This is a genomic window from Amycolatopsis sp. cmx-4-54 (genome assembly GCF_046548895.1).
GTDB lineage: Bacteria > Actinomycetota > Actinomycetes > Mycobacteriales > Pseudonocardiaceae > Amycolatopsis.
In genome coordinates, this window is sequence record NZ_JAEBEJ010000005.1 from 386,956 (window position 1) to 402,264 (window position 15,309).

At 68.2% G+C, this 15,309-nt stretch carries 13 protein-coding genes; 7 read left to right on the top strand and 6 right to left on the bottom strand.

Translation table 11 applies throughout. From position 1 onward, the window contains the following. Window positions 1–176: 176 nt before the first annotated feature. From ACLJQ7_RS19015 to ACLJQ7_RS19040, 6 genes are all read right to left on the bottom strand, one after another. Entirely contained in the window at window positions 177–1,253 is a 1,077-nt protein-coding gene (locus ACLJQ7_RS19015) for a ribonucleotide-diphosphate reductase subunit beta (protein ID WP_410649509.1), read from the bottom strand. A gap of 76 nt (window positions 1,254–1,329) precedes the next feature. Beyond that, window positions 1,330–4,317 (bottom strand): ribonucleoside-diphosphate reductase subunit alpha, encoded by a 2,988-nt coding sequence (locus tag ACLJQ7_RS19020; RefSeq protein WP_410649510.1) that lies wholly within the window; start codon window positions 4,315–4,317, stop codon window positions 1,330–1,332. Between the two features lie 222 nt (window positions 4,318–4,539). Beyond that, window positions 4,540–5,148 carry an acetoacetate decarboxylase family protein gene (locus ACLJQ7_RS19025; RefSeq protein WP_410649511.1) on the bottom strand — a complete coding sequence of 203 codons (609 nt, stop codon included), beginning with the start codon at window positions 5,146–5,148 and terminating at the stop codon, window positions 4,540–4,542. Then, window positions 5,145–5,984, bottom strand: coding sequence for an enoyl-CoA hydratase-related protein (locus tag ACLJQ7_RS19030; RefSeq protein ID WP_410649512.1), 840 nt, complete (start codon window positions 5,982–5,984; stop codon window positions 5,145–5,147). Before ACLJQ7_RS19030 ends, ACLJQ7_RS19025 begins: the two co-directional genes overlap by 4 nt. A 39-nt stretch (window positions 5,985–6,023) precedes the next feature. Then, entirely contained in the window at window positions 6,024–6,494 is a 471-nt protein-coding gene (locus ACLJQ7_RS19035; protein ID WP_410649513.1) for a tetratricopeptide repeat protein, read from the bottom strand. Continuing rightward, window positions 6,491–6,883 (bottom strand): MerR family transcriptional regulator, encoded by a 393-nt coding sequence (locus ACLJQ7_RS19040; protein ID WP_410649816.1) that lies wholly within the window; start codon window positions 6,881–6,883, stop codon window positions 6,491–6,493. The genes ACLJQ7_RS19035 and ACLJQ7_RS19040 overlap by 4 nt, the downstream gene beginning before the upstream one ends. A 50-nt stretch (window positions 6,884–6,933) precedes the next feature. On the opposite strand from ACLJQ7_RS19040, the gene ACLJQ7_RS19045 reads away from it, so the two are divergent. From ACLJQ7_RS19045 to ACLJQ7_RS19075, 7 genes are all read left to right on the top strand, one after another. Then, the gene (locus tag ACLJQ7_RS19045) at window positions 6,934–7,794 is read left to right on the top strand and encodes an NAD(P)-dependent oxidoreductase (RefSeq protein ID WP_410649514.1); all 861 of its coding nucleotides are present in this window, start codon (window positions 6,934–6,936) and stop codon (window positions 7,792–7,794) included. 263 nt (window positions 7,795–8,057) lie between these two features. Then, window positions 8,058–9,305, top strand: coding sequence for an FAD-dependent monooxygenase (locus tag ACLJQ7_RS19050; RefSeq protein WP_410649515.1), 1,248 nt, complete (start codon window positions 8,058–8,060; stop codon window positions 9,303–9,305). Continuing rightward, window positions 9,289–9,984: a TetR/AcrR family transcriptional regulator gene (locus ACLJQ7_RS19055; protein ID WP_410649516.1), complete on the top strand. Its 696-nt coding sequence runs from the start codon at window positions 9,289–9,291 to the stop codon at window positions 9,982–9,984. Before ACLJQ7_RS19050 ends, ACLJQ7_RS19055 begins: the two co-directional genes overlap by 17 nt. A 91-nt stretch (window positions 9,985–10,075) precedes the next feature. Continuing rightward, the gene (locus ACLJQ7_RS19060; protein WP_410649517.1) at window positions 10,076–10,870 is read left to right on the top strand and encodes a TIGR03084 family metal-binding protein; all 795 of its coding nucleotides are present in this window, start codon (window positions 10,076–10,078) and stop codon (window positions 10,868–10,870) included. Beyond that, complete coding sequence (locus tag ACLJQ7_RS19065) at window positions 10,867–12,564, top strand: acyclic terpene utilization AtuA family protein (RefSeq protein ID WP_410649518.1); 1,698 nt, start codon at window positions 10,867–10,869, stop codon at window positions 12,562–12,564. The genes ACLJQ7_RS19060 and ACLJQ7_RS19065 overlap by 4 nt, the downstream gene beginning before the upstream one ends. Beyond that, window positions 12,561–13,709: an acyl-CoA dehydrogenase family protein gene (locus ACLJQ7_RS19070; protein ID WP_410649519.1), complete on the top strand. Its 1,149-nt coding sequence runs from the start codon at window positions 12,561–12,563 to the stop codon at window positions 13,707–13,709. Before ACLJQ7_RS19065 ends, ACLJQ7_RS19070 begins: the two co-directional genes overlap by 4 nt. After that, window positions 13,706–15,304, top strand: coding sequence for an acyl-CoA carboxylase subunit beta (locus tag ACLJQ7_RS19075; RefSeq protein ID WP_410649520.1), 1,599 nt, complete (start codon window positions 13,706–13,708; stop codon window positions 15,302–15,304). Before ACLJQ7_RS19070 ends, ACLJQ7_RS19075 begins: the two co-directional genes overlap by 4 nt. The last annotated feature ends 5 nt before the right edge of the window (window positions 15,305–15,309 follow it).

Here is a 15,309-nt window from a genome sequence, read left to right on the forward strand (position 1 = left end):
AACCGGACGCCACGCGTGATCAGACGGCCAACACGCGTGATCAGACGGACGACACGCGTGATTGAACGGCGAACTCTCGTGATCGGGGGCGTAACTCGCGTGTCCGGAAACGGAACACGCCGGGCGGAGGCCGCCCGGCGTGTTACGTGTCTGATCACGTGAGTTACGTGCAGGGGTCAGTCCCAGTCGAGGGCGCCGCCCGACTGGTACTCGATGACGCGGGTCTCGAAGAAGTTCTTCTCCTTCTTGAGGTCCATCGCCTCCGACATCCACGGGAACGGGTTCTCCGTCTCGCCGAAGATCGGCGCGAGACCGATCTGCTGCGCCCGCCGGTCGGTGATGAAGTGCATGTACTGCTCGATCAGCTCGGCCGAGAGCCCGAGCATGCCGCGCGGCATGGTGTCGCGGGCGTAGGCGACCTCGAGCTCGCACGCCTCGGTCAGCATGCCGCGGACCTCGGCCTGGAACTCCTCGGTCCACAGGTGCGGGTTCTCGATCTTGATCTGGTTGATGCAGTCGATGCCGAAGTTCAGGTGGATCGACTCGTCGCGCAGGATGTACTGGTACTGCTCGGCGATGCCGACCATCTTATTCCGGCGGCCGAGCGACAGGATCTGCGCGAAACCGGTGTAGAACCACATGCCCTCGAAGATCACGTAGAACGCGACCAGGTCACGCAGGAAGTTCTGGTCCGCCTCGGGGGTGCCGGTCTCGAAGTCCGGGTTCTCCAGGTTCTGCGTGTACTTCAGTGCCCACGCGTCCTTCTCCGAGATGGAGGGGACCTCGCGGTACATGTTGAACAGCTCGCCCTCGACCAGGCCGAGGCTCTCGCAGATGTACTGGAAGGTGTGCGTGTGCACGGCCTCCTCGAACGCCTGGCGCAGCAGGTACTGGCGGCATTCGGGGTTGGTGATCTGGCGGTACACCGCGAGCACGATGTTGTTGGCCACCAGCGATTCAGCGGTGGCGAAGAAGCCGAGATTGCGCTTGAGCATGGTGCGCTCGTCCTCGGTGAGGCCGTCGGTCGACTTCCACAGCGCGATGTCGGCCTGCATGGCGACCTCGGTCGGCATCCAGTGGTTGTTGCAGCCGGCGAGGTACTTTTCCCACGCCCAGGTGTACTTCATCGGCAGCAGCTGGTTGACGTCGGCGCGGGCGTTGATCATCCGCTTGTCGTCGACGTTGATCCGGGCGGCGCCGACTTCGATCTCACCGAGGCCGGTGGCGTCGGCGGAGGCGTCAAAAGTGGTCATGAAAGAGGCACACTCCAAGAGGCGTCGTGAGTGGTGAGGACGGTCCGAACCCGTCCTCACCACTCACGAAGATGTATTACTGGCAGGCTTCGCAGTCGGGGTCGTCGATCCGGCAGGCGGCGCCGTCGGTGGCGACGAAGTCGACGTCCGAGACCTGCGGCATCTCCTTCGGCTCCGGCTTCGCGGCCGGGGCGGGGGCGGTCACCGGGACGGCCGGGACCGCGGCGGTGGCCGACGGGGCGGGCGAAGCGGCGGGAGCCGGCGCCGGAGCGGCGGCGGGCTTGGGCGTGGCCGGGGCCGGGGTGGCCGAGACCGCGTTCAGCTTGCCGTCGGTGCCGCGCAGGGTGCTCTTCTCCACGTGCGTCGCGGACCGCGCCCGCAGGTAGTACGTGGTCTTGAGGCCCTTGTGCCAGGCGTAGCGGTACAGCTCGTCGAGCTTGCGGCCGCTGGGCGCCGCGATGTACAGGTTCAGCGACTGTGCCTGGTCGATCCACTTCTGGCGCCGCGAACCGGCGTCCACCAGCCACTTGGACTCGATCTCGAACGCGGTGGCGTACAGCGCCTTCAGATCGTCCGGCACGCGGTCGATCTGGCCGAGGCTGCCGTCGAAGTACTTCAGGTCCGACACCATGACCTCGTCCCACAGCCCGCGCTCCTTGAGCGAGCGGACCAGGTGCGGGTTCACCACGGTGAAGTCACCGGACATGTTCGACTTGACGAACAGGTTCTGGAACAGCGGCTCGATCGACTGCCCGACCCCGCAGATGTTGGAGATCGTCGCGGTCGGCGCGATCGCCATCACGTTGGAGTTGCGCATACCGACGGTCTTGACCCGCTCGCGCAGCGGCGCCCAGTCCAAAGTGGACGAGGTGTCGACGTCGAGCGCGTCGCCCTGCCGCGCGTCGATCAGCAGCTGCAGCGAGTCGATCGGCAGGATTCCCTTGCTCCACAAGGAACCCTCGAACGTCTGGTACTGGCCGCGCTCCTCGGCGAGGTCGGTCGAGGCCGAGATCGCGTAGTAGCTGATGTGCTCCATGCTGGTGTCCGCGAACTGGACGGCCTCGTCCGAGGACAGCGGGACACCGATCTCGAACAGCGCGTCCTGGAAGCCCATCAGGCCCAGCCCGATCGGGCGGTGGCGCAGGTTGGAGCGGCGCGCTTCCGGGATCGTGTAGAAGTTGATGTCGATCACGTTGTCGAGCATGCGAACGGCCGTGCGCACGGTCTTCTCGAGGCGCTTCGTGTCGAGGCCCTCGGGGGTGACGTGCTTGAGCAGGTTCACCGAGCCGAGGTTGCAGACCGCGACCTCGTCGGTGGTCGTGTTCAGGGTGATCTCGGTGCACAGGTTGGACGAGTGCACGACACCCACGTGCTGCTGCGGCGAACGCAGGTTGCACGGGTCCTTGAAGGTGATCCACGGGTGGCCGGTCTCGAACAGCATGGTCAGCATGCGGCGCCACAGGTCGACCGCGCGGACCTTGCGGAACACCTTCAGCTCGCCACGCTCGGCGGCGGCCTCGTACTCGCGGTAGCGCTCGGCGAACGCGTTGCCGTAGAGGTCGTGCAGGTCCGGGGTCTCGTTCGGCGAGAACAGCGTCCACTGCGCGTCGGCCTCGACACGGCGCAGGAACTCGTCCGGCACCCAGTTCGCGGTGTTCATGTCGTGCGTGCGACGACGGTCGTCACCGGTGTTCTTGCGCAGGTCGAGGAATTCCTCGATGTCCACGTGCCAGGTCTCGAGGTACGCGCAGGCCGCGCCCTTGCGCTTGCCGCCCTGGTTTACCGCGACCGCGGTGTCGTTGGCGATCTTGAGGAACGGCACGACACCCTGCGACTGGCCGTTGGTGCCCTTGATGTGCGCGCCGAGGCCGCGGACCGGGGTCCAGTCGTTGCCGAGGCCGCCCGAGTACTTCGCCAGCAGCGCGTTGTTCTTGTACGCCTGGAAGATCGAGTCCAGGTCGTCGTCGACCGTGGTCAGGAAGCAGGACGACAGCTGCGGGCGCGTGGTGCCCGAGTTGAACAGCGTCGGGGTGGACGCCATGAAGTGGAACGTCGAGAGCAGCTCATAAAATTCAATCGCACGAGATTCCCTGTCATCCTCGCGGATCGCCAGGCCCATCGCGACGCGCATGAAGAACGCCTGCGGCAGCTCGAAACGGACACCGTCGTGGTGCTGGAAGTACCGGTCGTACAGGGTCTGCAGGCCGAGGAAGCCGAAGTCGAGGTCACGCTCGGCGCGGATGGCCGAGGTGATCTTGTCCAGATCGAAGGTCTGCAGCTCGGGGTTGACCAGCTCCAGTTCGATGGCGCGCTTGAGGTAATCGCGGAAGTACTGCGGGTACCGTGCGGTCATCTCGTTCTGGCTGGCCTGCTGCGGCACGCCCGCGAGGTAGCTGAGTGCCTCGCCGCGGAGCTTGTCCGCGAGCAGCCGGGCACTGACGTAGGAGTAGTTCGGCTCCTGCTCGACGAGCACGCGCGCGGCCATGATCTGGGCGAGGGCGAGTTCGTCGGCGCTGATGCCGTCGTAGACGTTGCGCTTGGTCTCGGCAAGGACCGGCTCGGCCGAAACATCCTCGAGACCGGCGACGGCCTCTCCGACGACGTGCGAGACGCGGGCCCAGTCGAGCGGGCGAAGCGAGCCGTCGGCGGCCTTGACGCTGATGGCGATGTCGGACGAAGCGGGCTTCTCGGCCTCACGGGCCTTCGCGCGCTCATCGCGGTACAGGACGTACGCGCGGGCGACCTTGTGGTGCTCGCCGCGCATCAGCGCCAGTTCGACGATGTCCTGGATCTGCTCGATGTGCAGCGCGGTCTCGGGGCCGGCGTGGCGGAGCAGGGTGGTCTCGATCTGCTCGGTCAATTCCTTGACCAGGTGGTGGACCCGCGACGAGGCGGCCGCGTCACCGCCCTCGACGGCGAGGAAGGCCTTGGTCACGGCGACCGAGATCTTGTTCGCGTCGAAGGGGGACACGCTGCCGTCCCGCCGGATGACTCGCACGGTCGCGGGCGTGGTGTCCGAGGACGAGGGCGGCCGCTGACCGGTTTCCGAGTTGACCACTGTCATGCATGACTCCAAGAGGGCGCGTTGAAGCACCACAAGGCCTCACAAGGCCGTGCGCTGCACGTTCACAAAGCTGTCCGGCAACCGCTCCCGAGCGGTCTCCCCGTCGCTGGGCGGTACCGGTTCCCAGAGACTACATGTAGGGGTCAGGGGCTGCACGTGCCCCAATGGGTGGCGTGTCGTGGTCTCACCCTGGCGGGTTAGACGATCACGCTGAGCGGCCGGTCAGCCGCCGAAAACGATCTTGAAGTCGCGCAGGCAGGCGCTCAGCGCGGGCCGCTGACCGGCGAGGAAGCCGAACGGGCCGGACTCGTTGATCCGCCACTCCGCGGTCGCCGGACGCGGGTTCGCCGTCGCCCGGACGGGGCTTCTTTTGAGACGGCCGTCCAGCATTTGGACGACATCGAAGGCCGCGGGCATCCGCACCGGGAGGCTCGGCCGGGCGGTGAAGGCCGCCGTCGCGATCCAGTCCTCGTGGGTGGCCGCCGAGGCGGTGAAGGTCCGCCCGTGGGTGAAGTCGAGCGCGGCGAGATCCTTCGGGATGCCCCACAGGGCGCGCCCGCCGGCGAGCGAGACCTCGCTGTCGACCCAGATGTCGGTGATGGAGCTGGACAGGCGTTCGCCGCGGACCGCGACGGTCGCCAGCAGCTCGTGGTACCGAAGCTGCCCGGGCTCCTGGTAGTCGATCCACGCGGTGAACACCTGGGCGCGGCCACCGAGTGTGATCGGCTCGACGCCGCCGGGGAGTCCGGGCAGTTCGCTCACCGGGACACGCCAGATCGACAGGTACGCCTGGCCCGCCAGGTTCCAGGGCTCCGGGGGATAGGCGGTCACGACTTCCGCCACGGCAGGCAGGCGGGCTGGTCGGTGTCGACGCGCATGGAGAACTCCGGTGGTCGTTTCTGCAGGAAGGACACGACTCCCTCGACCGCGTCCGGGCTGGAGCCCAGGCCGCCGATCAGCTTGGAGTCCAGTTCGTGCACGGGGAACGGCGATTCCGCGCTGGCCATCCGGTACAACAGTTGCCGGGTCACCGCGACCGACACCGGCGACGTGGTCGTGGCGATTTCGAGCGCCAGTTCGCGCGCTTTGCCCAGCACTTCGTCCGGCTCATGGACACTGTGGACCAGTCCGGCGGTTTTCGCTTCGTCGGCGCCGAAGACGCGGCCGCTGATCATCCAGTCGAGTGCCGTGCCCATCCCGACGAGCCGCGGGAGGAACCACGCGGACGCGCCTTCGGGGTAGATCCCGCGGCGGACGAAGACGAAACCGAACCGGGAATCCGTGGACGCCAGCCGGTAGTCGCAGGACAGCGTGATCGTGACGCCGCCGCCGACGGCCGCGCCCCGCAGGGCCGCGATCACCGGCTTGTTCATCGTGAAGATCCGTTTCGAGCAGCGTCCCGCCGGTTCCTGCCACGCCGCGTCCGGCCCGGACTCGGGGTCGAAGTCGAAACCGCCCTGCGTGAGGTCGGCGCCCACCGAGAAATCCTTGCCGTTGCCGGTCAGGATCACCACCCGGACCGCTTCGTCGCGGTCGGCCCGGTCCATCGCGTCACCGAGTTCGTCGGCCATGCGGATGGTGTAGCCGTTGCGGGCCTCGGGCCGGTTGAGCGTGACCGTCGCGATGCGGTCGGCGACCTCGTAGGTGATTTCGGCGTACGCGCTCATGACGGGAAAGTACCAGTGTTGACAAGATGTCAACAAGGCTCACTCGACGTCGTCCAGATGGTCCGCGTAGTACTCGACCGCTCGCCGGTACCGCTGGACCCCGGCGTCCGCGCTGGTCGCCGCGAGCACCTTCAGCAGCGTTCCCGTCGCCTCGCGCGCCTCGCCGACGTTGTAGAGCGCCATCGCGAGGAACGTCCTCAGCGCCGCGTCGTCCGGGAACTCGCCGAGGCCGCGCCGCAGGGTCTCGAGTGACTCGTCGTACCGGCCGAGAACGCGATACGTGCTGCCGAGTCCGACGAACACCCCGTGCCTGTCCTCCGTGGACAGACCTTCGCCCGCGAGTGCCTGTTCGTAGAACGGGGCCGCTTCGGCTTCCAGCCCGGCCGAATCGTGGGCCCAGGCCGTCTGGTAGGCGATCACGGCGTCCCGCGGGTTTCGCCCGGCCAGTTCGATCAGCCGCCGGCGCGCCTCGTCGGTGCCCTGCTCCCGCAGCCGGATCGCCTCGTTCACGCGGCGGCCCCGTCGAAGGGAGGGTACGTCTCGCCGCCGACACGCTCGGCCACGACGATGTACTCGGCCAGCGCGTCGCGCGACCGCGTCAGCTTGGCTAGTTGCTCGTCCAGGCGGCCGAGGCGCTCGCGCATCGCGGCCAGCAACTCGGGGCAGCCGATCAGCTCGGGTTCCTCGCCGATCGCGCAGGGGAGCAGGTACGCGATGTCTTCGGACGACAGGCCGGCGGCGAGCAGATGGCGGATCTGCTTCACCCGCAGCAAAGCCGTCTCGTCGTATTCGCGGTAACCGTTCGCGCCGCGGCTCGCCTCCAGGAGCCCTTGTGCCTCGTAGTAGCGCAACTGGTGGGCGTTGACGCCCGCCCGGTGACTCAGTTCGCCGATCTTCATCGCTTTCCCCACTTGACCTTCATACCGGTATCAACGTTGACGATCGTGCCATGACAGACAACGAGAACACCCCGGTTTCGGTCATCGGTCTTGGTCTCATGGGCACCGCGCTCGCCCGCGCGTTCCTGAAGGCGGGGCATCCCACGACCGTGTGGAACCGGACGGCCGCCAAGGCGGACTCCCTGGTGGCCGAAGGCGCGCGGCTCGCGCCGTCGATCGGCGACGCGCTCGGCTCAGGCGGCGTGACGATCCTGTGTCTCACCGACTATTCCGCCGTGCGCGAACTGCTCGGCGACGCCGCGCTGGCGGGCACGACACTGCTCAACCTGACCTCGGGCGATTCGGCTCAGGCCCGGGAAACCGCCGCCTGGGCCGAGAAACAGGGCGCCCGCTACGTGGACGGCGCGATCATGGCCATCCCGTCGTCGATCGGGACCGCCGACGCGGTGATCCTGCTGAGCGGGCCGCGGCCGGACTTCGGGATCGGCGCGCTCGGCACGATCAGCTACCTCGGCGAGGACCCCGGGCTCGCGTCCCTGTACGACGTCGCCGGTCTGACGATGATGTGGAGTGTCCTGAACGCGTGGCTCCAGGGCACCGCGATGCTCAAGACGGCCGGTGTCGACGCCGCGACGTACGCGCCCTTCGCGCAGCAGATCGCCGTCGGGGTGGCGAGCTGGCTGCCCGGGTACGCCGAACAGGTCGACAAGGGTTCCTTCCCCGCCGACGTGTCGGCCCTGGAGACCGACGCGCGGGCGATGGCGCACATGGTCGAGGAGAGCGAGGCGCTGGGTGTGAACGCCGAACTGCCGAAGCTGATCAAGGCGATGGCCGACCGCGCGATCGCCGCCGGGCACGGCGGGGAGCAGTATCCGGTGCTGATCCGGGAATTCGAGCGTGCGGGGGAGTAGCTGCGGCTCGCACGCCGGTCTGTGAAGGCCTCCTTGAGGGACCCTGGGTCCCTCGAAGTTCCCCTCACGCGCCCCAGCAGCCACCAGTCGCAGCGGCGGTGCGTGAAGGACTCCTCCCGTAGCTCAGCCGAGGACACCCCCAAGTACATGAGGGCCCCCTTCCTTGCGCCCAGGTACAGGAAGGGGGCCTTCACGTACTTCCACCCCTGTGACGCGGGCAACATACTGACCAACTGAACATTTTGGTCAGTATGTTCGAAAGCATGACTGGAACCGAGGTCGGACGCGTACTCGTCGTCGGAATGGGAGTCAGCGGCATCGCCACGGCGGCGCGACTGCACAAGGCCGGCTGGCAGACCGTGCTGATCGAGAAGGCGCCGGAAAGGCGTTCCGGCGGGTACTTCGTCGCCCTGTTCGGGGCAGGCCAGGCCGCCGCGAGGAGACTGGGCATGGTCGACGCCATCCACGACCGTGCCTCCCTGGCACAGGGCCTCGACCTCGCCCGTGACGGCTCGAGCCGTCCGGGGATGTCGTATGCCGACCTGCCCGGCAAGCCCTGGATGATGCTGCGGAGTGACGTCGAGAAGGCCGCCTTCGCCGTTCTCCCCGACGATGTGGAGATCCGGTACTCGACCGTCCCCACCGCCATCGAGCAGGACGCCGACGGTGTCGACGTCACCTTGCTCGACACCGCTTCGAACACCGCGACGACCGAACGCTTCGACCTCGTCGTCGGCGCGGACGGGCTGCGGTCCACGGTGCGGTCACTGGTGTTCGGGCCGCACGAGAAGTATCTACGGCGGATGGGCTACATGGTCGCGGCCTTCCAGTACACCGGCACGCCCGCCGGCCTCGCCCCCGGGCAGGGTGCCACGCTGCTCGAACCGGACCGCTCGATGTGGGTTTTCGCGTTCTCCGACCACGACCCGACGGTGATGCTGACCTACCGCACCGACGACGTCGACGCCGAGTTCACCCGGCCGCCCGTGGAACGCGTGCGGGCGGCGTTCGGCCCGCGGCCGCTGGGAAAGGTGCTCGGTGACGTCGTCGGCGCGCTGGAGTCCGCCGACGACGTCCTGTTCGACTCCGTCGAGCAGGTGCGCCTGGACCGGTGGCACAAGGGACGCGTCGTCCTGATGGGTGACGCCGCCTGGTGTGTCACGCTCTACGCCGGAATGGGCGTCTCGTCCGGGCTCACCGGAGCCGATCTGCTCGGCGGGATGCTGGAGCGGTATCCCGGTGACCTCGGCGCCGCCCTCGCCGCATGGGAACGAGCACTGCGGCCGTACGTCGATCATTATCAGGACGGCGCGTTCGCCGACCGGAAGATCTTCGTCGTCGACAACCGGATGCAGCTTCTGCTCCGGCGGGCGGTGCCGGTGCTGAGCCGCTTCAAGCTCGGCAAACGGCTGACCGACCGGATCATGCGGCTCGACGAGATCGCGCTGTACAAGAATGCGGATATCGTCGGCGCGATACCGGAAAGGACCACTGTTGGCGGAACTGCCTGAACACGGCTCGCCCAAGGCGGCCCGCATCCTGGCGGCGGCGGGCGAGCTGCTCCTCGGCCGGGGCAGCAAGGGCGTCACCATCGCGGAGGTCGCCACCAAGGCCCACGTCGGCAAGGGCACCGTCTACCTGTACTGGAAGACCAAGGAAGACCTGCTGCTCGGCCTGATCAGCCGCGATTTCATCGCGCTCGCCGACGAGGTCGTCGCGGCGGTCACCGCGGACCCCGAGCTGGCCCGGCCGTCGCGGCTCGGCCCGAACATGCTGGAGGTCGCGGCCCGGCATCCGTACGTCAACGCGTTGCAGACCGGCGACGACGTCCTGCTCGGTGTCCTCGCCGACGACCCCCGGTCGGCGACCCTGCTCGAAACGCTGGGCGCGGGCGCGTTCCTGCATCACATCCTGCCCATCTGGCGGCGGCACGACCTCGCCAGGGACGATTGGGAAGTGGCTGATCAGGCCTTCGCGTTGCAGGCCCTTCTCGCGGGTTTCCTGACGGCGGCCCCTTCGCTCAAGAGCAGGCTGCCGGTCGACGATCCCGCCCGGGTGTTCGCCGCGTCCATCACCGCGCTCCTGGGCCCCGAGCGGGCCACGCCGGAGCAGGTGAGGGCGGCGGCGGAAGAGGGGATCCGTTCGCTGGCCGGGGGCCGTTCCGTCGCGCTGGACATCATCTCCGGCTGACCGCGAGGCAGCTTTTGCCGCTAAAACAATCAGGCGTGCTTGATTTTTCCGGCGCGGGGTGCCAGCCTGAGGAAGACGCGAGGAGGCGGGCATGGCTGACCTGGGCGTGATCCTTGGGGATCTCGCGGCGGAATCGCAGGCCATCGACGACGTGGTGGCGGAGCTGCCCGCGTCGGACTGGGCGAGGAAGACCCCGGCCGAAGGCTGGACGATCGCCCATCAGATCGCTCATCTGGCCTGGACGGACAAGAAGGCACTGATCGCGGCGCGCGGATCCGAAGCCGAGTGGCAGACCGAGATCGAAGGTCTGCTCGCGACGGGCGAGTCCTATGTCGACGACGGTGCGGCAGAGGGCGCGAAGACGCCGCCGCGTGAGCTGCTGGCGGAGTGGCGCGCCAGCCGCGCCGAACTCGCCGACGCGCTCGCCGCGGTGCCCGACGGCCAGAAGATCCCTTGGTACGGCCCGCCGATGAGCGCCGCGTCCATGATGACGGCGCGCCTCATGGAGACCTGGGCGCACGGCCAGGACATCCACGACGCGCTCGGCCTCGAGCGGGAGAACACGGCCAGGATCTGGCATATCGCCCGGTTCGGCACCCGCACCCGCGACTTCGCCTACAAGCTCAACTCGCTTTCCCCGCCCAGCGAGGAATTCCGTGTCGAGCTGACCGCACCCGACGGCACCACCTGGGCGTTCGGGCCCGAGGACGCGGCGCAGCGGCTCACCGGCGGCGCCGTCGACTTCTGCCTCGTCATCACCCAGCGCCGTCACCCCGCCGACACCGACCTGGTCGCCACGGGCAAGGACGTCGAGGAATGGCTCGGCATCGCGCAGGCCTTCGCCGGGCCACCCGGTGCCGGGCGGACACCGGGGCAGTTCGCGTGACCCCGGCTCCGATCAGGATCGGCAACGCGTCCGGGTTCTACGGTGACCGGTTCTCCGCGGTCCACGAGATGCTCACCGGTGGCCCGCTCGACGTGCTGACCGGCGACTACCTCGCCGAGCTGACCATGCTCATCCTCGGCCGCGACCGGATGAAGGACCCGAATCGCGGTTACGCCAAGACCTTCCTGCGCCAGATGGATCAGAATCTCGCGCTGGCGAAGGAAAAGGGCGTCAAGATCGTGGCGAACGCCGGTGGGCTCAACTCCGCCGGTCTCGCGGACGCGCTTCGTGAACTGGCCGCGAAACTCGGCGTCGACGTCGCCATCGCGCACGTCGAGGGTGACGACCTCGTCCAGCGCGCGGAAGAACTCGGCTTCGGCAAGACCTTGACCGCCAACGCCTACCTCGGCGCGTGGGGGATCGCGGAATGCCTGGACGCGGGCGCCGACATCGTGGTGACCGGCCGTGTCACCGACGCGTCGGTGATCGTCGGCCCGGCCGCCGCGCACTTCGGCTGGGCGCGCGACGACTACGACGCGCTGGCGGGCGCGGTCGCGGCCGGGCACGTGATCGAATGCGGCACGCAGGCCACCGGCGGCAACTACGCCTTCTTCACCGAACACGAGGTCGGCGTCCCCGGCTTCCCGATCGCCGAGATCTCCGCCGACGGCTCCAGCGTGATCACCAAACACCCCGGCACCGGGGGCGTGGTGAACGCCGGAACCGTTACGGCGCAACTGCTCTACGAGATCACCGGCGCCCGGTACGCCGGGCCGGACGTCACGGCGCGGTTCGACACGCTGACGCTCACCGAGGACGGCCCGGACCGCGTCCGGATCAGCGGCGTCACCGGAGAACCGCCGCCTCCGACCCTGAAGGTGTGCTTGAACGGGCTCGGCGGATTCCGCAACGAGACGACGTTCGTCCTCACCGGACTGGACATCGAGGCGAAAGCCGCGCTGGTGAAGGAACAACTCGAAGGCGCGCTCAAGGCCAAGCCGCCGGCGGACGTCCAGTGGACCTTGGCCCGCACCGATCACCCTGACGCGGGAACCGAGCAGCAGGCGAGCGCGCTGCTGCACGTCGCGGTGAAGGACGCCGATCCGGAGGTCGCGGGGCGCGCGTTCAGCGGCGCGGCGATCGAACTCGCGCTGGCGAGCTACCCGGGCTTCCACGTCACCGCACCGCCCGCGGCCGCCTCGCCCTACGGCGTGTACCGGCCCGCTTTCGTCGACGCGCACGAGGTCCCGCACATCGCCGTTCTGCCGGACGGAACGCGCCGTGACATCGCGCCCGCCGCGGAAACGCTGCCTCTGTCCGAAGTGGACGAAGATCGGCTGCCCGCGCCGTTCACCCAGGCGCAGGTCCGGCGGGCACCGCTCGGCAGGGTGGTCGGCGCCCGCAGCGGTGACAAGGGCGGCAACGCGAACGTCGGTGTCTGGGCGCGCTCCGACGAGGCGTGGCGCTGGCTCGCGCACCGGCTCACCGTCACCGAGTTCAAACTGCTGCTCCCGGAGACCGCGGACCTCGAGGTCCGGCGGCATCTCCTGCCGAACCTGCGGGCACTCAACTTCGTCGTCGAAGGCATCCTCGGCGAGGGTGTCGCGTCGCAGGCGAGGTTCGACCCGCAGGCGAAGGCGCTCGGGGAATGGCTGCGCTCCCGCGAGATCGACATCCCGGAGGCCCTCCTGTGACCGACCCCTTCTCCACGCCGGAACGCGCCGAACTGCGCAAGACCGTGCGGCGGTTCGCCGAAACCGAGATCCTGCCTCATCTCGAAGACTGGGAGCGCGAGGGTGAACTGCCTCGCGATCTGCATCGGAAGGCCGGAAAACTCGGGCTGCTCGGCGTCGGCTTCCCCGAAGAGGTCGGTGGCGGAGGCGGCGACTACCTCGACGCCGTCGTCATCGCCGAGGAACTGCACTACGCGGGCGGATCCGGCGGGCTCTTCGCCTCGCTGTTCACCTGCGGCATCGCCGTCCCGCATATCGCGGCGGCCGGGGACCCGGTGCAGATCGAACGCTGGGTGCGGCCGACGCTGGAAGGCCACAAGATCGGCTCGCTCGCGGTCACCGAACCCGACGGCGGCTCCGACGTCGCCGGGATCCGCACCACCGCGGTGCGCGAGGGCGACGAGTACGTCGTCAACGGGGCCAAGACCTTCATCACCTCGGGTTGCCGCGCCGACTTCGTGACCACCGTGGTCCGCACCGGGGAGTCCGGCGCCCACGGGATCTCGCTCATCGTCGTCGAACGCGGCACGCCGGGCTTCACCGTCTCCCGCAAACTGGAGAAGATGGGCTGGCTCTGCTCGGACACCGCCGAGCTGTCCTATGTGGACGTCCGGGTGCCCGTCGAGAACCTGATCGGCGCCGAGAACAGCGGATTCGCGCAGGTCGCCACCCAGTTCGTCACCGAGCGGGTCTCGCTGGCGGTGCAGGGCTACGCGCACGCGCAGCGGGCTCTGGACCTGACGCTGGACTGGTGCCGCCTGCGCGAGACCTTCGGCCGTCCGCTGATCTCCCGCCAGCTGGTGCAGCACAAGCTCACCGAGATGGCCCGCAAGATCGACGTCGCCCGCACCTACACCCGGCAGGTCGCCCAGCGGCACGTCGCGGGCGAAGAGGTCATCGCCGAAGCCTGTTTCGCGAAGAACACCGCCGTCGAGACCGCTGAATGGGTGGTCAACGAGGCCGTGCAGCTGCACGGCGGGCTCGGCTACATGCGGGAGTCCGAAGTGGAGCGTCACTACCGTGACGTGCGCATCCTCGGTATCGGCGGCGGGACCAACGAGATCCTCACCGGCTTGGCCGCGAAGCGATTGGGATACACCGCATGAGCACGATCAGGTCCACTGTGGACACGCGAAGCGAGGAGTTCGCCACCAACCGCGAGTCCATGCTCGGCAAGCTCGCCGAGATCGACGGCGAGCACGCCAAGGCGATCGCGGGCGGCGGCGAGAAGTACGTCACCCGCCACCGTAAACGCGGCAAGCTGCTGGCCCGTGAGCGGATCGAACTTCTCCTCGACGAGGACTCACCGTTCCTGGAGCTGTCGCCGCTGGCGGCCTGGGGTTCGGACTACCAGGTCGGCGCCAGCGTGATCACCGGCATCGGTGTCGTCGAAGGCGTCGAGTGCATGATCTCCGCGAGCGACCCGACGGTCAAAGGCGGGGCGAGCAACCCGTGGACGGCCAAGAAGAGCTACCGGGCCGCGGACATCGCCGCGCAGAACCGCCTGCCGGTGATCAACCTCGTCGAGTCCGGCGGGGCGGATCTGCCGACGCAGAAGGAGATCTTCATCCCCGGCGGCCGGATCTTCCGTGACCTCACGCGGTCATCGGCGGCGAAGGTGCCCACCATCGCGCTGGTGTTCGGCAACTCGACCGCCGGCGGCGCGTACCTGCCCGGCATGTCGGACTACGTCGTGATGGTGAAGGAACGCGCGAAGGTGTTCCTCGGGGGACCGCCGCTGGTCAAGATGGCCACCGGCGAGGAGTCCGACGACGAATCGCTCGGCGGCGCCGAGATGCACGCCCGCACGTCGGGGCTCGCCGACTACCTCGCGGCGGACGAAGAGGACGCGATCCGCCTCGGCCGCAGCATCGTCAAACGGCTCAACTGGACCAAACAGGGCCCGACACCGAAGCCCGATTACGCGGAGCCGCTGTACTCCGCCGAAGACCTGCTCGGCATCGTGCCCACCGACCTCAAGGTGCCGTTCGACCCGCGCGAAGTGATCGCCAGGGTCGCCGACGGTTCGGACTTCGACGAGTTCAAACCCTTGTACGGCAGCAGTCTCGCCACCGGCTGGGCGAGTATCCACGGCTACCCGGTCGGCATCCTGGCCAACGCCCAAGGTGTGTTGTTCGGCGAGGAGTCGCAGAAGGCCGCGCAGTTCATCCAGCTGGCCAACCAGATCGACACGCCGCTGGTCTTCCTGCACAACACCACCGGCTACATGGTCGGCAAGGAATACGAGCAGAGCGGCATCATCAAACACGGCGCGATGATGATCAACGCCGTCTCGAACTCGAAAGTGCCGCATCTGTCGGTGCTCATGGGCGCCTCGTACGGTGCCGGGCACTACGGGATGTGCGGCCGTGCCTACGATCCCCGATTCCTCTTCGCCTGGCCCAGTGCGAAATCGGCGGTCATGGGGCCGCAGCAGCTGGCGGGTGTGCTGTCCATCGTGGCCCGTGCCGCCGCCGCGTCGCGCGGGCAGGAGTACAACGAGGAGCACGACGCCGCCATGCGTTCCATGGTCGAAGGCCAGATCGAAGCCGAGTCGATGCCGATGTTCCTCTCCGGGATGCTCTACGACGACGGGATCATCGATCCCCGCGACACCCGCACGGTGCTCGGGCTCAGCCTGTCCGTGATCCACAATGGACCAGTGAAGGGCGCCGAAGGCTTCGGCGTCTTCAGGATGTGAGCGGC